Source organism: Persicitalea jodogahamensis (genome assembly GCF_014651615.1).
GTDB classification, from domain to species: Bacteria; Bacteroidota; Bacteroidia; order Cytophagales; family Spirosomataceae; genus Persicitalea; species Persicitalea jodogahamensis.
This window is the reverse complement of sequence record NZ_BMXF01000001.1, coordinates 1,029,295-1,051,659: the sequence shown is the minus strand read 5'-3', so window position 1 is coordinate 1,051,659 and position 22,365 is coordinate 1,029,295. Positions and strand designations below refer to the sequence as shown.

Below are 22,365 nucleotides of genomic sequence, written 5' to 3'. Positions count from 1 at the left end.
TATGCAAACTACCCGTCGCAATTTCGTCAAGATCGCCAGCCTGAGTTCGGTCGGCTTCGCCACACTTTCCTCCTTTGAATTTGCCCGGCCATTAGCGTCAGGCCTGCCGCGCGCGACTCCCGAATCCCAGGGAGTAGACACGGAGGGAATTCTGAATTTTCTGCAAGCTATCCAGGTGTCCGATTTGCAGTGGCACAGCTTCATGCTCCTGCGGCATGGAAAAGTAGTTGCAGAAGCCTGGTGGGATCCTTTCGCGCCGGAATATAAGCATACGCTCTACTCACTATCCAAAAGCTTCACCAGCACGGCCATCGGCTTTCTGGTAAGTGCAGGGAAAATTTCGGTGGACGATCCGGTCCTGAAATTCTTCCCCAAGGAAGCCCCGGCCAGTCCAAGTGAGAACCTGCAGGCCATGACAATCAAGAACCTGCTCACGATGAACACCGGGCAGGATGCCGACACGCTGCCTGCTCTGCGGAGTGCCGGGGAGCAATCCTGGGTAAAAACGTTTCTGGCGCAGCCCGTACCCCATGCACCGGGCAGTCATTTCGTATATAATACCGGCGCGACTTACATTCTTGGGGCGATTCTGCACAGCGTGACGGGAAAGACGCTGGAAGAGTACCTGGAACCGCGTTTCTTCAAGCCACTCGGCATTACAGGCTACGACTGGGAAAAATCGCCGCAGGGTCTCAACACGGCAGGTTACGGCTTACGCGTCAAGACAGAGGACATCGCCAGGTTCGGGCAGTTTTATTTGCAAAAAGGCCAATGGGACGGCAAGCAACTCCTGCCCGCCAGTTGGATTGAAGAAGCGACCAGCAAGCAAACCGAATCTCAGCAGGGCGACAGCGACTGGTCGCAGGGCTACGGCTACCAGTTCTGGCGCTGCAAGCCGGGCTTTTACCGGGGCGACGGTGCCTACGGACAGTTCTGCTTCGTGATGCCTGAGCAAGACGCCGTGCTGGTCATGACCAGCGAAAGCTGGGATCTGCAAAAATCAATGAATATTGCCTACGAGACGCTCCTGCCCGCTTTTTCTGATGGTACTCTACCGGAAAATGCCGTGAAGCAGGGGTTCCTGAAAAAAGAAATCAGCCAATTGTCGCTTCCCGTTTCCAGAGGATCTGTTAGCTCCGATCTGGCGACCCGATACAGCGATAAACCTTTTAAACTGGATAAAAATCCTTACGGAATCAGTCAGTTGGCGGTCGGCTTTTATCCCAAAAATTGTGTCTTGAAAATGACAACGCCCAAGGGCGTGGAGAAAGTGACTTTTGGCTGGGAGAAGTGGGTACTTAACCCCGAAGAAAGGAAGCTCCTCTTTCCTGTACCCACTCGTCTGGAAACCCCTTCCAAAATAGCCGGAACGGCCACCTGGACCGATGAAAGTACGCTGCAGCTGAACATGAAGTTCGTAACCGCCATTCACGGCGACCAGATTACACTGACTTTTGACGGCGATAAAGTGAAGGTAGATTTCATGAACAGCGTCTCGGCGCACTCCAAGAATTTTCCCGATCCGCGCCAGCCGCTGACAGGTACTTTAAAGTCTTAAAATGTTATATTGGCGTATCATAATCTGCTTCTTATGAAATGAAACGTTCCAACTACCTTTTGAAAATCGAAAATCCCTGCCCCGAAAGCTGGGCTGAGATGTCCCCCACCGATTCGGGCCGTTTTTGCGCCAATTGCGCCAAAAATGTCATCGATTTCACTAGCCTTTCGGACGACCAGGTACTGGCGATTCTCAAAAAGTCGAGCGGGAATTTGTGTGGCCGCCTGGAAGAAAGCCAGATGAACCGTTTCCTGGTAAGCAACGCCGAGCCATCGAATAAAGGTCGGCTGTTCCGATTGCTGACCGGTCTGTTCCTGTTTTCTGCTGCCGGGAGTAAGGCACAGCAACTGATTGTGCGGGAGCCAATGGCAATGGTCGAGCCACCAACACAACAGGAGAAGTTTTTAAAAGAAGCGAAGGCAAGTCCCCACTACTCGCAGCAAAACTGGATCAGCGGCCGTGTCATATCTGCCGAGAATAAAGCGCCAGTCGTCAATGCATTCGTGCACCCAATGGCAATGGGAAAAAGCTACCTTGCCGCCACCGACGATGACGGGTACTTCAAGCTCCTTGTACCGGATAGTGCGGCCACCCGGGAGATACGATACATGGTCATACACCCTCAGAGCGGAGATACAACTTTCAGAGCTACGATTGAGACTTTTCCTAGTATCATTGAATTGTCCTCATTTCCCCGAAAATCCCAGAAAGTTATTTCCGGTGGCGGGCTGACTATTGTCAAAAGAAAATGGTGGCAATTCTGGAAGAAGAAGTATTGCAAATAGTTCTCAAAACTCCACCACCAGCCCCAACGCCGGTGTCACCGTCGCATCCTCATTCCGAAGAATTAGTGGAATCGCATTACTTCCATCGGACAGTAAAGTACCTCCATCGGTAGTTTTGAAGCCGGAATTGTCTTCTGTACGCTCGAAGGTATACTGCGGGAAGGCCGGGTTCTTGGTCAGAAACAGGTTCTGAATGTCGATGAAGGCATCTACAGAAAAGCGCTTGGCGTTCCACTTCTTATCAATGCGGAAATCGAATCGGTTGAAGGCCCGGAGCCGCTGACTGTTAAGGCGATCATTGTCGAGTACGCCCGTACCGATAAGCGCGTAGTTGCGCTGCGAAGCGGTCAAGTCGAAAGGCGTGTAGGGTGCGCCGCCCTGGAATAGGAATTTGCCGCCCAATTCCCAGCCGCGCTTGAATTTATAGCCCAGTTGGGTCGAAACCAGGTGCCGCGTGTCCCAGGCCGAAGGTTTGTACACGCCATCAGCTCCCGTAAATTCCGAATTGAAAAAGGTATAGCTCAAAACGCCAAAGAAATTACCGCTCAGTTTTTGCTGGATAAAAAACTCGATACCCCGGCTCCGACCAGCTCCGGTACTTGTGACGTTTTCGTTGCCAATGGCCCCGAACTCGCCGCCCTGGTTGGCTAGGGAAATGCCGTCACGCACCGACACGGGGTAGTTGGCATACCGCTTGTTGAAAGCCTCTACGGTAATGCGCGTCGTAGCGCGCGGCACAAATTCGACGCCAAGCACGACATGGTCGGAGCGGATATATTCATTGTCGCGGTTGACGTATTGATAGTCGGCCTCGAAAACGGGCGGACGCTCCCGGTAGCCCAGCACCGTGTATATCGGAATCTTGAAATATCGGCCCAACGAGCCGTTCACGCGCCATTTTTCGTTAAGCTGGTAGCTGAGCGAGGCGCGCGGACTGAGCGTGTTCAAGGGATTGTTGCCCGTGTCGGTAAACGAATTCATGTCCGTACGAATGCCCCCGGAAAGCGTCAGGCGATCATCGGCCAATTTTCTGGTTGCTTGAAAAAAGGCTCCATACTTAAAAAAATCAATCGCCGTGTCAAATAGCAAGCTACTTCCCGGTGACACCACATTACCGTCATCACCGAAGACGGGACGGCGCAACAGATTGAAAAAGTCGTTATTATACTTCACGTATTGCAGCACCGCACCGTAGCTGTATTCCCATTTCCCTAAAAACTTATTCACGTCGAGCCGTAATTTGTTCTCAATCTCCTGGGACTGACTCCTGAGTACGCGGGCACTCTCGTCGCCCGTGCGGTTGTCCTCGAAGCGGTCGAGGCGGTTGTCGAACATATTCCGGCTCGCCGAAATATTCATGAAACCATTTTCCAGCAACCGTTGCAGCGAAAAGCCGACGGTGTAGTTCCATTGGTTAATGCTCGGATTGGAACGTAATATGTACTCTTTCTCTGGTGAGGATTCCTGCGGCACGGCAAACGTAAACTCATCGATGGCCCCTACCCCAATGGCAGTCAGGGTAGTTTTCTTGTTGAGTCTGGACGTGACTTTGTATTGAAAATCCCAGTAGTTGGGCCGGATAGGCAGGTCGATGGCTTTGAAAAGCAATTGCAAATACGACCGCCGGACCGAAGCCAGGTAGGTAGTTTTGGGAGAAATTGGTCCTTCTACCGTTCCGGCTACTTCGGTGGAACTCACCCGGACGTTCCCTTGAAACTGATCGGGGTTTCCCGTGCGTTGCTTGAACTGCAGCACTGATGACAGCGCATTGTCGTAGCGGGCGTTGAAACTACTGGAACTCAATGTAGCGTCCTCGATAAACGACACGTTCAGGATACCCGTCGGCCCGCCCGAACTACCCTGCGTGGCGAAGTGGTTGATCACCGGAATCTCGATCCCGTCCAGATAATACACGTTTTCGTTGGGTCCGCCGCCCCGGATGATGAGATCGTTGCGAAAGCCACCCACCGACCCGGCCGTACCGCCCACGCCGGGCAGCACCTGAATGACCCGCGAAATATCGAAGTTGCCACCGGGATTGTTTTTGATTTCCTCAGTGGTGAGCTTTTGCACCGAGTTCGGCGTTTCGGCGGTCGCCACCGACACTGACCGGTTAAGTACCACAGTGGCGGCTTCCAGTTGAACGGCCTCTTCCAGCAAGTCAAAGTTGATTTGCTGGGCGTTACCGGAAGTAAGCACCACGTTGAACTTGGTTAGGGGAGCGTATCCCACGAAGGTCGCTTTGAGGTTGTAGCTACCCACGGGTAGTTCCAGACGGTACTTTCCTTCGACGTCGGTAGTAGTGCCAGCGTTGGTCCCCTCAGCCTGTATCGTGACGCCGACCAGCGCTTCACGCGTTTTACCATCTTTCACTGTGCCGATGACTGTACCGGCATTCTGCGCCGATACCTGGCTATAAACAGAAACAAGAAAAAAAATCAATAAGCCTTTCAGACAATTTGAGGGGCTGTGCATGAGGGGAAAAGGGACTGGTTTGAACAACGGAGGTCAATTTGCACTTTATGTTACAACAACCGAATCTGCATTCTAAGGTTTACCTTTGAATCAAAAAAAGACTATTATCAGTATCCCACCAACCATTTAGTAGGTTTTAGACCTATTGATCAATGAATTACTCTATTATTAAGCAACTTCTCGAACACCTCGAAGATTTCGAGAAGTTACCACAAGGTGAGAGTGGCACCACGATGGGCAATTTCGTGGATTATCTCAGCTATTCGATCAACAAGCCGGAAACGGCCGTCAAAGTTACCGACGAGGAACTGTTGAATGTTTCCCTTGCGCAATATATCGCTCATCTGTATCGCTTTTCCAAAAGTTATACCAAAATCGCCCTCGAAAACAGCCCGCTCACTACGGTCGACGATTTTTTGTACCTGGGCAAAATAATGGAACTCGGCCACTGCACCAAGACCGAGCTGATTGAGCTCAACGCCCACGAGAAAACATCGGGGATGGAAATCATTAAGCGGCTGCAAAAAAACAACTTCGTCACGCAGGAAGACGACCCAAACGATGGACGCAGCAAGCTGCTTTCCATCACATTGAAAGGGAAGCAGGAGTTTTTTGCCGCTTTGGAATCCATGAAAAAATCGGCCAACCTTGTGGGAGGTCCGCTCTCCACCGTCGAAAAACTACACCTGATGCACCTGCTGCAAAAGCTGCATGTATTTCACAAATCGCTTTTCGCCGAGAAGAATGTCACCCTCGATGAAATGCTGGAGCAGCTCGAATCCCAGGAAAATCAATAGAGTTTATCCGTCATCTGCTGTGCCAGTTTTTCGAGGTCGATTCCCAACTCGCTTTTGGCCACGTCCTTCACAAGTTTCGATGATCGCGCAGGTAGTTTGTCTGCTCCCCAGTAAGCTCCTAAAATCGCCCCCGCCACTGCTCCCACGGTGTCGTTGTCACGACCGTAATTGATGATGAATGCCAGGCTTTTTTCGAAATCAAAATCGTGGCAAAGCAGCGCGGTTTCCGTAATCAGCATGATTTCCGCCGCATGGAAAGGCAAGTCTTCGTTGAGTTTGTCGAGTTGAGCGAAAGCCTGCGTGATTCGGTAGTGTTCGAGCGGAGTCAGGCTCTTCCATGCCTGCGGGACGGTGTAGCTATCCGGCAAGTCGGTCAATTGTGTTTGGTGAAAATCATAGGCTATGTTACGGGCAGTTTGGTAAAATGCGTAAGCCCGCCGCCCCACCAGCCGGCTCCTAAAGTACCCCTTCGGGTCCACCGTCCGGTTCACGCTCATAATGCTTTCCGGCGTGGCTTTGGGGTCGAAAGCAGCGGAAGTCATGCCTGCCGCCAGGGCGGTGATATCGCGCGCATAACCGATGTCAAAGAAAGACAAATCGTAGGCCTGCGCGTAAGCCAGCGCCGGGTCACCAGGAACTGCCGCCCCCACAACGGGCGCATAGAGCAAGCCCGCACAAACCATCTCCCCACCGTAAAATCTGCTCAGGGCGTCGGCATATTCCTTTAAATTGTTCTCGCGAAAGGGTTTGGCCACTTTGGCCCATTCCTGCAGCCACGCCATACGCATGATGGCCTCCTCGTAAGGTTCGGGATCGAAGCCTTCGGTATTTTTCAGGTTTTTGATGTCGCTCTGGTACTGCCGGATGATGTGATCGGCAAATGCCTGGGGAGCGAGTTGGGGTAGTTTCTGGGTAAGGATATATTCAGAGGTAAGTTTCTTCCAGCGCGTGTCATCGGTGGTTCCACCGGCAGGCAGGTTGTACTTCCAGGTACCTTCGGGCGAGGGCGCCCTGACCATCGAATCCAGTTTATAAACCCGTCCGTATTCTACTTCAATGTCGCGCCGCGGCCACATTTCGGTCGGTGCACCCATGGCGTCACCGATGGCTGACCCGACCAACAAACCTAGTACTTTATTATAATATTGTTGTTTGGAAAGTCCATTGGTAGTCTGAGCCTCTACTATCGGTGAGCAGACCAGCATCACAGAGGCCAGAATTGGTACGCGCCAGTATCTGCTTAGGAAGTCAATCATGATTTCTAAGGGTTGTACTCCGGGAAATATCGCTAGTGTCGGTTTTCATAAAGGTATTCATCTGGGGATTCAGGACCGATTCGGCAGCCCAGGTCAATAAATATCCCTTTTCTTCGAGCGACAAGTCCAATGGCAGCTGTGCCAGTCCGATGATCCGGCGCAGAATCTCGGCCCCGCAAAATCCGGCGAATAGTCCGTGGTCGAAATTTTGCCCTATTCGTTTGTAATGAATCAATCCCGCTTCGATGACGGCGTCATCCGTCTGCGCCATCTTCAGGTGTGCTACCAGCACGCCCATATCGAATTCTGCCCGGCCCAGGTAGGCAAATTCCGGATCAATGATCTTGGTGCCAGCTGCGGTTCGGAGCCAGCTGCCGGGGTAGTAGTCGCCCTGCAACAAGGTGTCTCCTTTCCCTAAATAGATCTTGCCCAGGCTTTTAATTTTCTTTTTCAAAGCTTCGTCCTGCTTGTAGGTCATGGCCAAAGCCTGCAAACCCGCCTGAACGCTGTCAAGATCGAACCCATTATCTTCCAGATAAGGATAGTTGAAGATATGCTCGGCGTTAAGCTCTTTCAGTTCCTGATTATCGGGAAAAGGCTCCCGTATTTCAGCGGCAGAAACCTGGTGCAATCCCGAAATGAAGCCCACCAGGTCCGTCAGCTCCGTTGGAGAGATTTGGACTGATTTATTATAAATGTTGGTAAAATCAGAGGCCTTTCCCAGATCCTCCACCGCCATAATAAAATGTTCGGCCCGGAATCCTTTCAACGCCGGAATAAAATCCTGCAATTCCCCGACCTCAGAGAGTGCGTCGTAAAACTGCGCCTCCACGACAATTCGTTCGATTGGGGCGTCGAGCTGCGGATATTTCTCAACCCAGGGACGTGATTGCTTGACGATAAACGACTGGCGGTCGGTGCGGACACGCAGCACGTAATTCATGTTTCCCTCACCGGGTTTTTCGATAAGGGTGATGGTCTCATCCGGCGAAATCCAGCCGATGTTTTTCAAAAATTCACCCAGCAGTTCAGGTTCTTCGGATGTCAGAAAAAAAGAACCGGGGTATGCGGCGTGAAACCGCTGTTGTTTTTCGGTCATGTTTGAGTTTGACAAATAGGGAGCAAGACAATGTCCTAATTCTGATTCAGAAGCAATCTACGGCCTTTTCACAAAAAAAGCCGACTCTTCCGAGTCGGCTTTCCTGTAATGCTTGTTTTGACTATTCGTGAAAACCTTACCTGATAACAAAATTACCGCCGCCAATCCGGTAGCCTTCAGCGTACAGTTCGATGCTGTATTTACCGGGCCGGAATTGCGCAGAATTGTCGTACATCATCTCGACTTTCTGGTTGTTGTTCTGGTAAGCCACCGTCTCACGAGCAGTGTACTTGGTTTCGTGACCATTGACCTCAAACTCTCCTGAACCCATAGCGTCGTCTGACAGCACGGCTCCTTCGGGGTCAAGTACGCGCACATAGATATCTTTCCGCTCCTCACGTGTAAGGGGGTTTTCCGGCAGGTCAAATACCATCTTGATCTTGTCTACGCGCTTGGCTTTGTAGGCGTCGTCGTCGCGGGTTTTACCTTTGGAAGTCACAGCCAGTACTTTAAAATTCTGTGCTTTCAAGGCAGCAGCGCGGTTCACTTTCTCCGACAGTATCTGGTTTTGGGCCGTATAGGTCATCACCGAATCTGAGAGTTCAGTCTGGCGCTGTACCAGCGTCTCACGCTCGGTACGCAAACTACCCACGGTCGTATTAAGCGAATCGTTGGTAGAAGCCAGCATCTGATTTTGCTCCTGCAACTGGGCTATTTCGATATCCTTTTCGCCCAGGAACTTCTCGTATTCCTTTATTTTTGCCAGGTACTTGCCCGTTTCGACCTTCTTGGTGCGGGATAAGGCAAGCTTGTCAGCTTCGAGTTGCTCCTTTACCTTGTTTAGTTCGGCTACGTCGCCACCTAGTTTCTCAACTTCTGCAATTTTCATATTCAATACCGTGGAAATAGAGTCCAAGGTAGTACGCGTGGCCGCGACTTCCCGCACTTTCTCCATCACGGTTGCTTCCTGGTCGGTCAATTCAGCGCGTTGCTGAAAAAAGAGGAAGCCTAACATCGCTACGGCAACTGCCAGAACTGCTACAATCGCCCATGCGGTACTTTGCTTTTTCTGCGCTTCGTTTTGCATTTTGATTTACATTTGGTTAAACATTAAAATAAACAAGTACACAGTTCCCTCATTCTCTTCCGTTGGTTTGTTATCTCAATGATTCAATAAAATCGAAACTTGCTTCTAAACTATTTCTGGTGTAAATAACTATGCCAGGCTAGCCATGGCCAAAAACTGTTTTCAGACGAATGGGAACGACCTTTCGGGGTACTTTCTTGTGTTTATTGTATGAGTGTTTCAAATCGCGGTAAAATCGTGACAGAAATGCATAAACAATTAAACAATTGATAATCTGACAGTTAAACCAAAACAATTCTCCGATTAATGTACAGAAGTTTCATCTTTGACTTATTAAACGGTAAATTATAAGCCCATTAATGACCATTTCCACCCAGTCTGTAAACATCACCCGATTCTCCGCCAGCCGTAGTCAGCCGCAGGACGACCTACTCTCGGTGGAGGAGCCGCTCGAAATCAGCATTCGCTATGGCCTGAACCTGGAAATCAAAAATTTGTCCGTGACGATGCGAACACCCGGTCACGATGAAGAGCTGGCGCTTGGGTTTCTGCTGAGCGAGGGAATCATTACGAACTACGAGCAAGTGATCGGCGCGGTGCAGGAAGATGTTAATCGGGTTTCGGTCATTCTCCACGAGGACACTCCCTTCGATCCCACCCAGTTTGAGCGCCATATTTATACGACATCCAGTTGTGGTATTTGCGCCAAATCTTCCATTGAAGCTGTGCGCGTGGAAAGTACCCTGCCAGAAATTATACAGCATTGGACAATTGAGGCCCCAACACTTTATCGGCTGCCGGAGTTATTGAGAGAGCGACAGGCCGACTTTGCCAGTACGGGTGGCCTCCACGCGGCGGCGCTGTTCACTCAAAAGGGCGAATTGCTGTCCTTACGGGAAGATGTAGGACGCCATAATGCCTTGGACAAGCTTATCGGCCACGCGCTGCAAACTGGCACCTACCCGCTTCGCACGCAAGTACTGCTGCTCAGCGGCCGGGCCAGTTTCGAGTTGATTCAAAAAGCGGCATTGGCCGGCATTTCTTTCGTAGCCGCCGTCGGGGCACCCTCGACGCTGGCTGTGCAGCTGGCCAAGGAAATGAAGCTGGTTTTGATCGGCTTTCTTCGGGATACGCGATTCAATGTGTATTCGGGAGTAGAAAGAATTGCGAGTTAATTTCAAAGTACCTTAGTGATAGCTGAAAGATCTGAACCTTTTTGCTTGACTACTTATAGCGTCATTTTGTTCCATCAATACCTCATTCAAAATTGAAAACTCCCGCTGCCGAAAATCCCGCCCGCCTTACCGGATTAAGAATTGATGAACCCAGAACCGTCGCTGCCGGTACCACAGCCGTCGCCATCAGCCTTAAAATGGTCGTGGAAGAAGCCGGCCTGGTGCGAGGAAACAAGGCGCTCCTGAAAATGAACCAGAAGGACGGCTTCGACTGCTCGAGCTGCGCCTGGCCCGACCCTGATTTTCATCGCTCACCCGTGGCTGAGTATTGTGAGAATGGCGCGAAAGCACTGGCCGAAGAAGCTACCAGTAAATCGCTTTGGGGGGACTTCTTTGCCAAGAACTCCGTTTATGACCTGTCGCAGCTGACTGATCTGGAGATTGGCAAAAAGGGCCGCCTGGCTGAGCCAATGTACCTGCCCAAAGGAGCGACGCACTACCAACCGATCAGTTGGGAAGGGGCTTTTCAAAAAATCGCTGAACATTTGAATGCGCTGGATTCGCCCGACGAGGCAGTTTTTTATACCTCAGGAAGGGCTAGCAATGAGGCGGCATTTGTGTATCAATTATTCGTACGCGAGTACGGCACTAATAATCTGCCCGACTGCTCCAACATGTGCCACGAGTCGAGCGGTACGGCCCTGAGCGAGTCGATCGGTATCGGTAAGGGAACGGTGATGCTGGAAGACTTCTACGACACCGACATCATCATGATTATGGGCCAGAATCCCGGCACCAACCATCCCCGCATGATGACGGCCCTGCAAAAGGGCAAACGCAACGGAGCCATGATCATCGGGGTCAATCCGTTGCACGAAACCGGATTGATCGGCTTTAATGATCCGCAGACAGTTAAGGGCGTGTTGAGCGTGGATAACAAACTCGCCGAGCTCTTCGTGCAAATCCGCATGAACGGCGACATGGCATTTCTGCAGGCGGTGGCCCGGCTGTTGCTGGAAGAAGAAGATAAAGCGCCCGGCACGGTGCTGGATCAGGAATTTATCAATAATAAAACCCACGGCTTCGCCGACTACGAGGCGCACCTCCGGCGGCAGGATGTAGACGCGCTGGCCGAACTCAGCGGCGTACCGCTTTCTAAAATAAAGGAAGTAGTCGAGGCCATCAAAAACAAGAAACGTATTATCATCTGCTGGGCGATGGGCCTGACCCAACACGCCAATTCGGTGGATACAATCAAGGAAATAGCTAATCTACTCATGCTCAAAGGCGCCATTGGTCGGCCCGGCGCAGGCGTCTGTCCCGTGCGCGGACACAGCAACGTTCAGGGGGACCGCACGATGGGTGTCTGGGAAAAGGTGAAACCCGAATGGCGCGAGAATATCCGCGAAGTTTTCGGCTTTGAAGTACCCGAAAAAGAAGGATTCGACACCGTGAAGGCTATCCACGCCATGCACGACGGTCGGGCGAAGGTGTTCTTTTCGCTGGGCGGGAATTTCCTCTCGGCCACGCCCGATACCAACTACACCGCGCAAGGTCTCCGGCAGTGCAAACTCACCGTCCAGATTTCCACCAAACTCAATCGAAGCCACCTGGTACACGGACAGGAGGCTATCATCCTGCCCACGCTGGCCCGCAGCGATGAGGACATCCATGATGGTGCGGAGCAATTTGTGACCTGCGAAAACTCGATGGGCGTCATCCAGGCTTCGCGTGGGGTACTTGATCCCATTTCGGATCAGCTTCGGAGTGAACCGCGTATCCTTTGCGGTGTGGCCAAAGCGACGCTGGGCGAAAAGTCAAAAGTAGACTGGGATAGTTACCAGAAACACTACGACAACATCCGCAACGATATCGCCCGCGTCATCGATGGTTGTGAAGACTACAACCGCAAAGTGCGCCAGCCCGCGGGCTACTATCTGCCCAACGCCGCCCGCCACGGCGTATTCGAGACCAAAACAGGCAAAGCCAACTTCAACGTGGCCGAAGCTTCCGCTCCGCAGCCCGGTCCCGGCGAGTACCTGATGATGACCATCCGCAGTCACGACCAGTTCAACACGACCATCTACGGCCTGGAAGACCGCTACCGCGGCGTTCACAACGAGCGCCGGGTAGTTTTCATGAATGTGCAGGACATTGTAGAAGCGGGCTTTTCGTCGGGCGATGTTGTGGACATCCACAACGACCACGGCGGACGGGAGCGCGTCGCGAAGACCTTTGTGCTGGTGGCTTACGACATTCCCCGGCGCTGCATCGCTACCTATTTTCCCGAGGCTAATGTGCTGGTCCCCATTGACACCGTGGCCGAGCATAGTAATACACCGATTTATAAATCTGTATTGGTGAAGTTGCGGAAAGGGTGAATCGATTGATGTCGGCGACTTTGCCTAAATTTGTTCGACACCCCGAAATATAATTGCAATGCAAACACAAGAACAAAATTCTGCCCTTAGTCGTACAGTGCAGTCCCTGGGGTACACCACAATCGAGAATTTCGCCCGTGAGCAGGCCAGAAGCCTGATTAAACAAAACATGGCCTATTATCAGGCCAGGATAGACTTATTCGAGCAAAAATACGGGATGAATTTTCGCGCATTTGTTGAGCAATTCGACTCCTTGGGAAAGTACTCTATCATCGAAAAGGAGGATGACAGTATATTGTGGGAAACGGCCATCGATGTAGTTGACGCCTATCAGGCCGATTTGGAGGCCATTGCTGCATGAAAGAACTGATTGATTCTTTCGCCCACATTATTGACTCGTATGAAGTCTTGAAGGATCAGGAGAATCCAAAAATCACGGAACTGAAAATCAGGATATTTTTTATCGATCAATCCATTTTGGAATACACCGAGGTCAACGTCATTCAGCCAACTAAGCGTAAATACTCCTTTCAGTGGATGAAGCCTGATTATAAACTACTAGTGCGCTGGGACAATGCCTTCCATCATCCACACATTGCAACTCATCCGCATCACAATCACGTGAATGAGGAAAAAAATATTCTCGAATCGCCTGAAATGACACTGATGATGGTCTTACAGGAGATTGATGATCGAATTTCTATATAGTTTGTGCATCGCCCTTGTTTCTCCAAAACCGACGTGCTGGTCCCCATTGACACCGTGGCGGAGCATAGTAATACGCCAATTTATAAATCTGTACTGGTGAAGTTGCGGAAGAGCGAATCTTGAATTATGCGTAAGTTTGGGGCAATCATCAAACACCACCCCATGAAATCCATCGTCGTCTATTGCGGATCCAATCCCGGCAAAAACCCTCTTTACGCTCAAACAGCTTACGCCTTGGGCCAGCATTTGGCTTTAAATAGTATAAATGTCGTTTACGGCGGCGGTAACCTCGGCCTCATGGGCCGCGTGGCCGACGGCGCATTGGAGGAGGGCGGTACAGTCACGGGCATCATCCCCAATTTCCTGGCCAAGCTGGAAGTTTCGCACAAAACCCTCACCGAACTCGAGTTTGTGGATACCATGCACGAGCGTAAAGCCCGTATGGTATCATTATCGGATGGTGTGATCGTGCTGCCCGGTGGCTATGGTACCATGGACGAACTGTTCGAAATCCTGGCCTGGTCGCAACTTCGTCTTTTCCACGGTCCGGTGGGTGTGCTGAATACGAATGGCTTCTACGACCACCTCATCGCTCACACCGATATGATGGTAGAGGAAGGCTTTCTTCGTCCGGAAAACCGCGAACTCATGCTGGTTGCCGAAACCGTTGAGGAGTTATTAGAGAAAATGTCGGAGTTCTTCCAAAACAAAGCAGAAAATAAGGAGCTTGACCAAACGTTGTATGTCGAGAAATGATGCTCTTCGACTACGCTCAGAATAATGATGAATTATGAATGATGAGACTTTGGCCCGGCATTCGATAGCTGCCCTCTTTTTCTTACAGATCGCGATTGCCCCTTTTTCCCAAGCTCAAAACTCCGCAAAGCCCGAAAACTTAGGAAAGGCGATTAACTCGGAATACAACGAAATCGCCCCGGTTATCTCTCCCGACGGCCAAACGTTGTACTTTTCCCGCATCAGCCATCCACAGAATTCCTTTGGCGATAAGGGTAGTCAGGACATCTGGTTTGCCGAAGCCATCAACAATGGCGCACAATGGGGACTGGCGCGACGCTTACCCGCGCCGCTCAACAAGGAGGAATACAACAGCCTGTACAGTATCACGCCCGACGGCAATACGATACTGATAAAAGGAGCCTATAACAACGGGCGCTACGAAACGCGCGGCTTTTCCACGAGCCAGCGGTTGGCGCGCGGCTGGTCCGCTCCCGAAAAACTGGACATTCCGGGCTACGAGAAGATGAGTAAGGGACAGTTTGACTGCGGCGTGCTGTCGAACGACGGAAAAGTACTGGTACTTTCTTTCAGCGAAAAGAAAAACAGCAAACTGGACGATATCTACGTCTGCTTTAAGCAAAAAAACGGTTCCTGGACCAAGCCGCAGAACCTCGGCCCGGAGATCAATACTGAAGATTTCACTGAAACTACCCCCTTTCTGGCTGCCGACGGCTACACGATTTACTTTTCCAGTGATCGCCCCGGCGGACAGGGCAGCAACGATATTTACTACAGCAAGCGCATCGACAAATCATGGAAACGCTGGTCGAAGCCCGTCAACCTGGGTCCGGCGGTGAATACTGATGGCTACGATGCTTACTACACCGTCTCGGCCCTGGGAGATTTTGCCTATATGACTTCTTTCAATGAGACCATTGGGAAAGGCGATGTGGTCCGAATTCCGCTGGGAAGAAGTGATGAAGGCGATGGCAAAGACACGACTAACCTCACGCAGCCTGTAGCACCCGCGCCCGACCCAGTCGTAATGATCAGTGGTAAGGTGATTGACTCCAAAACGGGCAAGCCCGTGGTGGCTCAGATTATCTACGAGGATATGGCTAACGGCGAGGAAGCGGGTACTGCCACGACTAATCCGATTACGGGTGAGTACAAAATCGTGCTGCCCTATGGGAAAAAGTACAGCATGCGGGCCGTAGCCCCCAATTTTATCGCCGAAGGCGAAAACGTGGATTTGACCGACTCGGTGGCCGCCATTCAGGGGAAGGGTTTTCGCGAGATTGCGAATAAGTCACTGAAACTGATTCCTATTGAAGAGGGACAAGTTGTGCGGTTGAATAATATTTCTTTCCAGTTTGCGAAGGCTACGCTCACGCCCGAGTCCTTTCCCGAACTTGACCGCATCGCCCTCACGATGACTGAAAACGTCAAGCTGACCATCGAACTTGGTGGCCATACCGACGACGTTGGCGGTGACGCGGCCAACCTCAAACTTTCCCAGGATCGCGCCGACACGGTCCGCGAATATCTGATTGGCAAAGGCATCGAGCCTGACCGAATTGCCAGCAAGGGCTACGGCGAGGCGCGCCCCGTTGCCAGCAACGCCACGCCCGAAGGCCAGGCGGCCAACCGCCGGGTAGAGTTTACAATCCTGACAAAATAAGTGTCAGTACCCCACGCTCACGTCATCGCCACGGGGGTCGGAAGCGCCTTCCAGCGAGCCATCGGGCAGCAGCAAAATGCAATCCATGCGACCAATAGTGTTCCGCTGTTGTTCCAGGATATAGCCGCGATTTTGTAGTTTATCTATGGTATTGTCGGTAAATGCTCCCGCTTCAAAAACCGTTTTATCGGGCAACCACTGGTGGTGAAATTTCAGGGCGTTGACCGACTGCTGCATGGTCATACCATGTTCCAGGACGTTCAGGATGGTTTGATACACCGCCGTGATGATCGTCGAGCCGCCGGGTGTACCCACCACCATGTAAAGCTTTCCGTCTTTTTCTACTATGGTTGGCGTCATCGACGACAGCATGCGTTTGGAAGGAGCGATTTCGTTGGCCTTGTTACCGATCAGCCCGAACATATTCGGTACGCCCGCTTTCACACTGAAATCGTCCATTTCATTATTCATGAAAAAGCCACCACCTTTTACGATGACTTTGCTGCCATAACCACCATTGAGGGTGGTAGTTATGGAAACAGCGTTCCGGTCTTTATCCACGACGGAAAAATGGGTAGTTTCCAGGCTCTCGTAACCCGGCAAATCACCACCGCTGACGGCCTTGCTATCGGTAGCTTTCCCAAAGCTGAAGTCCTGCCAACGTTTCTTCAGGTAGTCATAGCTGATGAGTTTGTCCACCGGAACGTCCACGAAATCCGGGTCGCCCAGAAACTTGGCCCGGTCGGCATAGACCCGGCGCTCAGCCTCAATCATAACCTGCGCCGTGGAATCCGTGTTCCAGCCCCAGCGGGTGAGCGGATAAGGTTCCACCAGTCGCAACAATTGCATCAATGCCACACCACCGCTCGAAGTAGGTGGCATCGTGATGATTTTGTAATTTTTATAGTCGCCGATAATCGGTTCCCGCCATTTGGCGTGGTACTCTTTCAGATCTTTTTTAGAAATAATTCCCTTGTTTTTTTTCATTTCCCGCGCAATCTGCCGCGCGACTTTTCCTTTATAAAACCCTTTGCTGCCTTTTTTCTGGATGGCGCGCAGGACTTTTGCCAGATCAGGCTGCATCAGCGTGTCGCCGGCCTGCCAGTCGCGGCCATCGGTCCGTAGAAAGTACCTGGTACCGGGGTTTACCTTTTGTACATTTGCTTTAATTGCATTCAGCCCCCGCGCCTCGCGGTCGGTTTGAACTACCCCCTTTTCGGCCAGGTCGATAGCAGGCTGCAGTAGTTCTGACCAGAGTAATTTGCCAAATCGGGCATGCGCCACCGCCATACCTTCTACCGAACCCGGTACTCCGCTGGCCAGATGGCCCAGGGTACTTAGACCGGGAACTACATTACCCTCCGCGTCGAGGTACATGTCTTTACCGCCTTTTAGCGGCGCCTTTTCCCTGAAATCCAGCGTGTAGCTCTTTCCATCAGCCGCCCGAAACACCATGAACCCGCCGCCGCCGATGTTGCCCGCCGAAGGGTGGGTCACGGCCAGCGCAAACTGCACAGCCACCGCTGCATCCACGGCATTGCCGCCTTTTTTCAGAATATCGGCCCCGACTCGTGAAGATTCAGGATGCGCCGAAGCGACCATGCCATTTTGGGCCATCACACCCTGACGATCGCTGTAAAAAGGTTTTTGGTTAGGGTCGTCGGTCAGGAACTGGTAGAATCCCTTAGATTCCTTGACGGGCTGCTGGGCTTGGCAAAGGCTACCCAGATTAAGTAGGGCAAAAAGGAAAGAATAGATTTTTTTCATTTTTATCTAATAAATATTGGGGATTCGAGCCAAATCAGAGAATATTTTTCGGCAAAATACTCATGGAATAGCATCATCTCAAAATTGGCCGAGACTTATTAACAGAGAAAGGCTCTCGATATCAAGTACCAAGAGCCTTTCTCTGTATTTTATTCCTAAGAAGTTTATTCAACAGCTTCTTACCCAATATCATTCTCCACACCCGTATCTTTCCAGCTTCGGGAAGCGGCAGAATCAAGTACGGCCTGGCAGACTTTCTGCGTTTCCATTGCGTCCTGAAAGGTTGGATGACATTCTTCGCCCGTTTCCAGGCTCTTGAAAAAGTCGGCCACCTGATGGACGAAAGAATGCTCGTAGCCAATACTCGTGCCGGGTATCCACCAGCGATCCATGTAAGGTTGGTCGCCATCGGTAATCAGGATCGAGCGCCAGCCACGCACAATGCCCTCATCACCGTGATCGAAGTACTCGAGGCGGTTCATGTCGTGCAAATCCCAGCGGATGGAGGCATGTTCGCCGTTGATTTCAAAGGTAAACAGCGCCTTGTGACCCCGCGCGTAACGCGTAGACTCGAATTGTCCGAGAGAACCGTTTTTGAAATGGCAATGAAAAATACAGGCGTCGTCGATGCCGACTTTCTGTACCTTACCGCTATCCTGGTGTACCCTTTCCTTAATAAATGTCTCGGTCATAGCCGATACATCGGTGATGGCGCCGTTGATCCACATGGCAGCGTCGATGCAGTGAGCCAGCAAATCGCCCGTCACACCCGAACCAGCAGCGTCGGAGTCGAGGCGCCAGAGGGCAGTGCCGCCCTGCGGCAGATCGGGGCTGATCGTCCAGTCTTGCAGAAAGTTGGAGCGGTAATGAAAAATCTTGCCAAGCTTCCCCGAATCCACGATTTGTTTCGCCAGCGACACGGCAGGAATGCGGCGGTAGTTATACCAAACCGTATTTTTGACACCCGCTTTCTCGACGGCATCCACCATCGTTTGCGCTTCTTCCTGGGTGCGAGCCAGCGGTTTTTCGCACAAGATCATCTTACCCGCTTCGGCGGCGGCAATAGCGATGCCAGCATGCAGATCGTTAGGCGTGCAGATGTCCACGGCGTCGATGTCGTCGCGGGCGATGAGGGCTTTCCAATCCGTTTCGTAGGATTCGTACCCCCACTGCTCGGCAAAGGCCTTCACTTTGTCCTCGCTCCGCGAGCAAGCTGCTTTCAACACGGGACGGTATTCGTATTCAGGAAAAAAATCGCCGAGGCGCTTGTAGCCATTTGTATGCGTCCGGCCCATCAGTCCACAGCCGATGAGTCCGATTCTTATTTCTTTTTTATTAGCCATAGTTATAGGGTTAAAGGTTAAGGGTAAAGGGTTTTGTCCTTAACAATCGAATTTCATAACTCATCATTATTCACTCCATCCATGCTTCTCTCGCACTTGAATCAGCGTGGCCAGGATGTCGTTCCAAGTTTGCTGGTTCTCCATAACGTCGTTATCGAACATGCAACCGTCCCAGCAGATGTGCTTGAACTTCTTGGTAAGGTTACCGTTCTCGTCGCGCAGCCAGAAGCCCGCATCCTCAGCGACGTTCAGTTTGCCATTGGGATCGGTGGCCAGGCAGTGGCGGCCTGTTTTATCATGTGAGCCGGTACCATGCACTGTACCATCGTTTTGGGCAACGTGGAAGTCGATCGTCCATGGACGCAGCGCATCGGACATTTTTTTGAGAGCCGCGGTTAGGACATCGCGATCCTGCCAGTCGTAGTCTTTGGGCAGAATGCGTTCCTCGGGACTATTATAACCCATCGTGTAAAGCAGGGTATGCGACATATCGGCCTGGAAACCCATGTTGGGTCGATCTACCATTTCCAGCGTCTCGACCATGGTCTTCCAGCCGTGCATCCCGCCCCAGCAGATTTCGCCCTCAGCGGCTATCTTTTCGTCAAACTCTGCCGCCACGTCGCAGGCCTCGCGGAAGGTGTCGGCGATGATTTTTGTGTTTTTGGCCGGGTCTTTAGCCCAGGTTTCAGGGCTGCTCGCCGAGTCGACACGAATGATGCCGTAGGGCCGGATGCCTACTTCACGCAATACTTTACCGAAGTTACAGGCTTTGCGAACCATGTCGATGAATACCTTGCGGTCGTCGTCGCTGCCGAGTACCGGGCCACCCCAGATGGGTGCGACCAAGCTACCGACCACCAATCCGTGTTTACCGATCTTATCAGCCAGCCGCTTGATGTCGTCGTCGGAGCTTTCGATGTCCACGTGTGGGTCGAGCAACCCGATATCCACGCCGTCAAATTTTACGCCGTCCACCTCGGCGGCGGCGGTCATTTCGAGCATTTTATCGAAGGGAATTACGGGTTGAGAATCGTCACCTTTCCCGACGATACCGGGCCAGGTGGCGTTGTGGAGTTTGGGGAAATTGTTCATTATTTAGGTTATTAGGTTTTGGGTTATTAGGTTTTTGGTTCCGTTGAAAAATCAATAACTTTCAACTATCCACTTTCAACTTTCAACTAAATCTGGGTTACCCGGACCAAAGTGCTTGAGCATCACGAGCGGATCGACGGAAGAATGATTGGTGATTTCAATACCCTCCTTCGCCGCTTTCTCAGTCACAAAAAACTCGTCGAAAGTCAGTTGACCGTAGCGAATCAGAGCAGGGGTTTCTACGTTCCAAACACCCATCTTGCCGTGGCCCTGCATTATGATGAGGCCGTAGGCGGCGGCGTCTTTGATCGTAACCGTTGCGCCGGGAGCCACGGTCAATTCTTTTGCACTGAATGCATCATTCAGGTAGCATATCCAGTTTTCCACGTAGCCGGCGGCTTCCATCTCCGCTTGATCCCGAACGGGTTTAGGTTTCATGAAACGCGTTTCCAGAATATTGGGATTGGTATTCAACTCCCAGTCAATCACTTCCATTAACTGGTCGTAGTCGCCCATTCGATCTTCGGGGGTACCGTTCCAAAGTAGTTCTTCGGGAATAATGGCCTCATTAACCAATGACTGGTACATGGCGAATACGTCAGAGGCTTTCTGTGGCTCATAAGTACACAAACTACCCGGCGCGTGCAGCATTCCCGGCGGCACGTCCCAACCCGTACCGGGTTCCAGTTTGAAAGCCTGTGAGTAGTTGGTGATTTTGTTGTCGCCTTTGGTAAAATTCATCAGGCATTCCTTTATCTGCTCCTTCGTGGTGCCGGGAGCGATGCCGAAGAAGGTATAGGGAAAGTCACCGCCGTGGTTGTTCAATTGCGGCGGAAAGTAATAAGCTTCCGGCTTGCCTAGCTGACCGATTTTAGCGGCGTGCTCGTCATTATGGTGAATGTGATGCGGCAGTGGCCCCATGTTGTCGAAAAACTTGGAGTACATAGGCCAGCTTTGGTATTCGTCCCACAGGCGATCGCCGATGATTTCGCCCTTCAATTCGTCAATGACGTCTTTCAGCAAGATCTGCTCGTCTCCTACTACTACGGCGCTTAATCCTTCGTTCTCACCCGTGAGTGGGCCATTTTTGGCAGGTGTCGTACTTGATAGCCAACGCTCGTCGATGCCACCGCGCTCACCACCAAGTACGTAATAATCGTCAGGGTGTAGCTTAATACGCCGGCCCGGTACGCAGAACGAACGCGGTACCCAGGTTGGGGCCAGGCGTAAAATTCCTTTTCCTTCTTCTAATGCTTTACTCGCAAGACTCATGTTAGGTAGTTAAATTGTTAGGTAAATAGGATTTTGGACTTTGGATGCTAGATTTTGGACGAGTATGTCGGTGTAGTTAAATCTCTAATCCAGAATCCAACGTCTAACGTCAATTTTCACTTACTTCAAACTTCAAATCATACTTCCGGCTTTCGCCTGGTTCCAGCATAATCAATTGATTTTGTGCACGGGCATTTTTTTGGCCGATGGGCGGGTTGGTGCCAGGTTCCAGACCCGTGACGTACTCTCCCTTGCCCCAATGTTGCCAGTTCGTCAGCCAGGGTAATTGGTTTTTATTAAAAGACACTTCCAAAGCGATTCCTAACCTTGAATTCTCTATTCCACAGCGGGCTATGCCCTGCTCATCAGCCTCAGGTTGAATAAAAGCAGCTTCTTCGCCCGTTCCGGCGTGGTCATCCAGCGGCGCCGGGCAGGTGCGGTAGTCGCTGCCTTCCAGGAAAATCTTCGTGTCATCGCCTTCCCGGGCTTTCCATTCACCTTGCCAGGTAATTTTGGCGCCTTCATCCACCAGAGGATAACCAAAATTGAGGTGATACAGCAGCATGTGCGGGACGGTGGTATTGCCGCGATTTGTCACTTCATCCCGAATTTGAATAAATGGCTCACCCAATCTGCCCGAAATTGTTCGGTGCAGCTCCAGCGTCGGGCCGAAGACGGTAGTTTCCAGTATTCGACCAGTAATGCTCATCTCCATCTGACCGCGTTGCGGGTCAGGCTGGATGATGCTGATAATTTCAGCGGGTACATTGCTGATTTTTCCGTGCAGGCCGCGCTCCCCGTATTCGTCCTGGTTGGGACCGCCCACGTTTGACAAGCCACAGGTAGTCAGCAGACCACCGCCGAAAGTACGCAGCCAGTCGATTCCCTGATCGGAAAAAGGCCGCGGCGGTGTGATACCACTGTGGCTCAGCCACGCCAGACTGTGTTGATTATAAAAAGCATCGACGATATCCATCGCCCGATCTAGTACTACTTTGTAGCGCAGCCCCGTCCCGGTATTGATCCAGGCGATGCGGGTACCTCGCCCCAGACCGTTGTCGAGGACGGAGGTTTCGATGCCGCCTAGCTGAGCGGGGTTACCAATTTTATTATGCCAGTTTTCTTTCATCTCGATTGGACGTCGCATTCGG

18 protein-coding genes are annotated in these 22,365 nt (G+C 51.6%); 9 read left to right on the top strand and 9 right to left on the bottom strand.

Features of this window, described 5'->3' with window-relative positions:
* Window position 1: 1 nt before the first annotated feature.
* Together IE117_RS04370 and IE117_RS04365 are read left to right on the top strand one after the other, a co-directional pair.
* On the top strand, window positions 2-1,558 hold the full coding sequence (locus IE117_RS04370) for a serine hydrolase domain-containing protein (RefSeq protein WP_189563099.1): 1,557 nt from the start codon (window positions 2-4) through the stop codon (window positions 1,556-1,558).
* Between the two features lie 38 nt (window positions 1,559-1,596).
* Window positions 1,597-2,343, top strand: a complete 747-nt coding sequence (locus tag IE117_RS04365) for a peptidase associated/transthyretin-like domain-containing protein (RefSeq protein ID WP_189563098.1) — start codon at window positions 1,597-1,599, stop codon at window positions 2,341-2,343.
* Window positions 2,344-2,346: 3 nt separating this feature from the next.
* On the opposite strand, the gene IE117_RS04360 is transcribed toward IE117_RS04365, so the two are convergent.
* Window positions 2,347-4,818: a TonB-dependent receptor gene (locus IE117_RS04360; RefSeq protein WP_189563097.1), complete on the bottom strand. Its 2,472-nt coding sequence runs from the start codon at window positions 4,816-4,818 to the stop codon at window positions 2,347-2,349.
* A 152-nt stretch (window positions 4,819-4,970) separates the two neighbouring features.
* Here IE117_RS04360 and IE117_RS04355 point away from each other — a divergent pair, with 152 nt between their 5' ends.
* Entirely contained in the window at window positions 4,971-5,615 is a 645-nt protein-coding gene (locus IE117_RS04355) for a MarR family winged helix-turn-helix transcriptional regulator (RefSeq protein WP_189563096.1), read from the top strand.
* On the opposite strand, the gene IE117_RS04350 is transcribed toward IE117_RS04355, so the two are convergent.
* The 3 genes from IE117_RS04350 to IE117_RS04340 form a co-directional block, all read right to left on the bottom strand.
* Complete coding sequence (locus tag IE117_RS04350) at window positions 5,609-6,871, bottom strand: ADP-ribosylglycohydrolase family protein (RefSeq protein ID WP_189563095.1); 1,263 nt, start codon at window positions 6,869-6,871, stop codon at window positions 5,609-5,611. The two genes, IE117_RS04355 and IE117_RS04350, sit on opposite strands and share 7 nt — an antisense overlap.
* Entirely contained in the window at window positions 6,864-7,970 is a 1,107-nt protein-coding gene (locus IE117_RS04345; protein WP_189563094.1) for a phosphotransferase, read from the bottom strand. Before IE117_RS04345 ends, IE117_RS04350 begins: the two co-directional genes overlap by 8 nt.
* A 136-nt stretch (window positions 7,971-8,106) precedes the next feature.
* A complete protein-coding gene (locus IE117_RS04340) occupies window positions 8,107-9,057 on the bottom strand; it encodes a TMF family protein (RefSeq protein WP_189563093.1) in 951 nt (316 codons plus the stop codon).
* 359 nt (window positions 9,058-9,416) lie between these two features.
* On the opposite strand from IE117_RS04340, the gene fdhD reads away from it, so the two are divergent.
* From fdhD to IE117_RS04310, 6 genes are all read left to right on the top strand, one after another.
* Window positions 9,417-10,232, top strand: a complete 816-nt coding sequence (gene fdhD / locus IE117_RS04335) for a formate dehydrogenase accessory sulfurtransferase FdhD (protein WP_189563092.1) — start codon at window positions 9,417-9,419, stop codon at window positions 10,230-10,232.
* A gap of 92 nt (window positions 10,233-10,324) precedes the next feature.
* Complete coding sequence (locus tag IE117_RS04330; protein WP_229580319.1) at window positions 10,325-12,613, top strand: FdhF/YdeP family oxidoreductase; 2,289 nt, start codon at window positions 10,325-10,327, stop codon at window positions 12,611-12,613.
* A gap of 58 nt (window positions 12,614-12,671) precedes the next feature.
* Window positions 12,672-12,974, top strand: a complete 303-nt coding sequence (locus IE117_RS04325; RefSeq protein WP_189563091.1) for a hypothetical protein — start codon at window positions 12,672-12,674, stop codon at window positions 12,972-12,974.
* Entirely contained in the window at window positions 12,971-13,321 is a 351-nt protein-coding gene (locus IE117_RS04320; protein ID WP_189563090.1) for a toxin-antitoxin system TumE family protein, read from the top strand. Before IE117_RS04325 ends, IE117_RS04320 begins: the two co-directional genes overlap by 4 nt.
* Before the next feature lie 162 nt (window positions 13,322-13,483).
* Window positions 13,484-14,077, top strand: coding sequence for an LOG family protein (locus IE117_RS04315; RefSeq protein WP_189563089.1), 594 nt, complete (start codon window positions 13,484-13,486; stop codon window positions 14,075-14,077).
* Between the two features lie 34 nt (window positions 14,078-14,111).
* Window positions 14,112-15,740 carry an OmpA family protein gene (locus tag IE117_RS04310; protein WP_189563088.1) on the top strand — a complete coding sequence of 543 codons (1,629 nt, stop codon included), beginning with the start codon at window positions 14,112-14,114 and terminating at the stop codon, window positions 15,738-15,740.
* Between the two features lie 3 nt (window positions 15,741-15,743).
* Here the strand turns inward: IE117_RS04310 and ggt are convergent, their stop codons facing one another.
* The 5 genes from ggt to IE117_RS04285 all read right to left on the bottom strand — a co-directional run bounded on the left by ggt (window position 15,744) and on the right by IE117_RS04285 (window position 22,361).
* Window positions 15,744-17,507 carry a gamma-glutamyltransferase gene (ggt, locus tag IE117_RS04305; RefSeq protein ID WP_189563087.1) on the bottom strand — a complete coding sequence of 588 codons (1,764 nt, stop codon included), beginning with the start codon at window positions 17,505-17,507 and terminating at the stop codon, window positions 15,744-15,746.
* A gap of 179 nt (window positions 17,508-17,686) precedes the next feature.
* Entirely contained in the window at window positions 17,687-18,850 is a 1,164-nt protein-coding gene (locus tag IE117_RS04300) for a Gfo/Idh/MocA family protein (protein ID WP_189563086.1), read from the bottom strand.
* Between the two features lie 66 nt (window positions 18,851-18,916).
* The gene (locus IE117_RS04295; RefSeq protein WP_189563085.1) at window positions 18,917-19,942 is read right to left on the bottom strand and encodes a sugar phosphate isomerase/epimerase family protein; all 1,026 of its coding nucleotides are present in this window, start codon (window positions 19,940-19,942) and stop codon (window positions 18,917-18,919) included.
* 75 nt (window positions 19,943-20,017) lie between these two features.
* Complete coding sequence (locus IE117_RS04290; protein WP_189563084.1) at window positions 20,018-21,214, bottom strand: class I mannose-6-phosphate isomerase; 1,197 nt, start codon at window positions 21,212-21,214, stop codon at window positions 20,018-20,020.
* A gap of 109 nt (window positions 21,215-21,323) precedes the next feature.
* Window positions 21,324-22,361: an aldose 1-epimerase family protein gene (locus IE117_RS04285; RefSeq protein ID WP_229580317.1), complete on the bottom strand. Its 1,038-nt coding sequence runs from the start codon at window positions 22,359-22,361 to the stop codon at window positions 21,324-21,326.
* Window positions 22,362-22,365: the final 4 nt, after the last annotated feature.

Bases quoted from the DNA above. Each gene is read 5' to 3' on its own strand.
- IE117_RS04300 (WP_189563086.1), bottom strand. From the start codon at position 18,850: ATGGCTAATAAAAAAGAAATAAGAATCGGACTCATCGGCTGTGGACTG.
- IE117_RS04360 (WP_189563097.1), bottom strand. From the start codon at position 4,818: ATGCACAGCCCCTCAAATTGTCTGAAAGGCTTATTGATTTTTTTTCTT.
- IE117_RS04345 (WP_189563094.1), bottom strand. From the start codon at position 7,970: ATGACCGAAAAACAACAGCGGTTTCACGCCGCATACCCCGGTTCTTTT.
- IE117_RS04310 (WP_189563088.1), top strand. From the start codon at position 14,112: ATGAATGATGAGACTTTGGCCCGGCATTCGATAGCTGCCCTCTTTTTC.
- IE117_RS04350 (WP_189563095.1), bottom strand. From the start codon at position 6,871: ATGATTGACTTCCTAAGCAGATACTGGCGCGTACCAATTCTGGCCTCT.
- IE117_RS04325 (WP_189563091.1), top strand. From the start codon at position 12,672: ATGCAAACACAAGAACAAAATTCTGCCCTTAGTCGTACAGTGCAGTCC.
- IE117_RS04290 (WP_189563084.1), bottom strand. From the start codon at position 21,214: ATGAGTCTTGCGAGTAAAGCATTAGAAGAAGGAAAAGGAATTTTACGC.
- IE117_RS04295 (WP_189563085.1), bottom strand. From the start codon at position 19,942: ATGAACAATTTCCCCAAACTCCACAACGCCACCTGGCCCGGTATCGTC.
- IE117_RS04370 (WP_189563099.1), top strand. From the start codon at position 2: ATGCAAACTACCCGTCGCAATTTCGTCAAGATCGCCAGCCTGAGTTCG.
- IE117_RS04355 (WP_189563096.1), top strand. From the start codon at position 4,971: ATGAATTACTCTATTATTAAGCAACTTCTCGAACACCTCGAAGATTTC.
- IE117_RS04315 (WP_189563089.1), top strand. From the start codon at position 13,484: ATGAAATCCATCGTCGTCTATTGCGGATCCAATCCCGGCAAAAACCCT.
- IE117_RS04285 (WP_229580317.1), bottom strand. From the start codon at position 22,361: ATGCGACGTCCAATCGAGATGAAAGAAAACTGGCATAATAAAATTGGT.
- IE117_RS04320 (WP_189563090.1), top strand. From the start codon at position 12,971: ATGAAAGAACTGATTGATTCTTTCGCCCACATTATTGACTCGTATGAA.
- IE117_RS04340 (WP_189563093.1), bottom strand. From the start codon at position 9,057: ATGCAAAACGAAGCGCAGAAAAAGCAAAGTACCGCATGGGCGATTGTA.
- ggt (WP_189563087.1), bottom strand. From the start codon at position 17,507: ATGAAAAAAATCTATTCTTTCCTTTTTGCCCTACTTAATCTGGGTAGC.
- IE117_RS04365 (WP_189563098.1), top strand. From the start codon at position 1,597: ATGAAACGTTCCAACTACCTTTTGAAAATCGAAAATCCCTGCCCCGAA.
- fdhD (WP_189563092.1), top strand. From the start codon at position 9,417: ATGACCATTTCCACCCAGTCTGTAAACATCACCCGATTCTCCGCCAGC.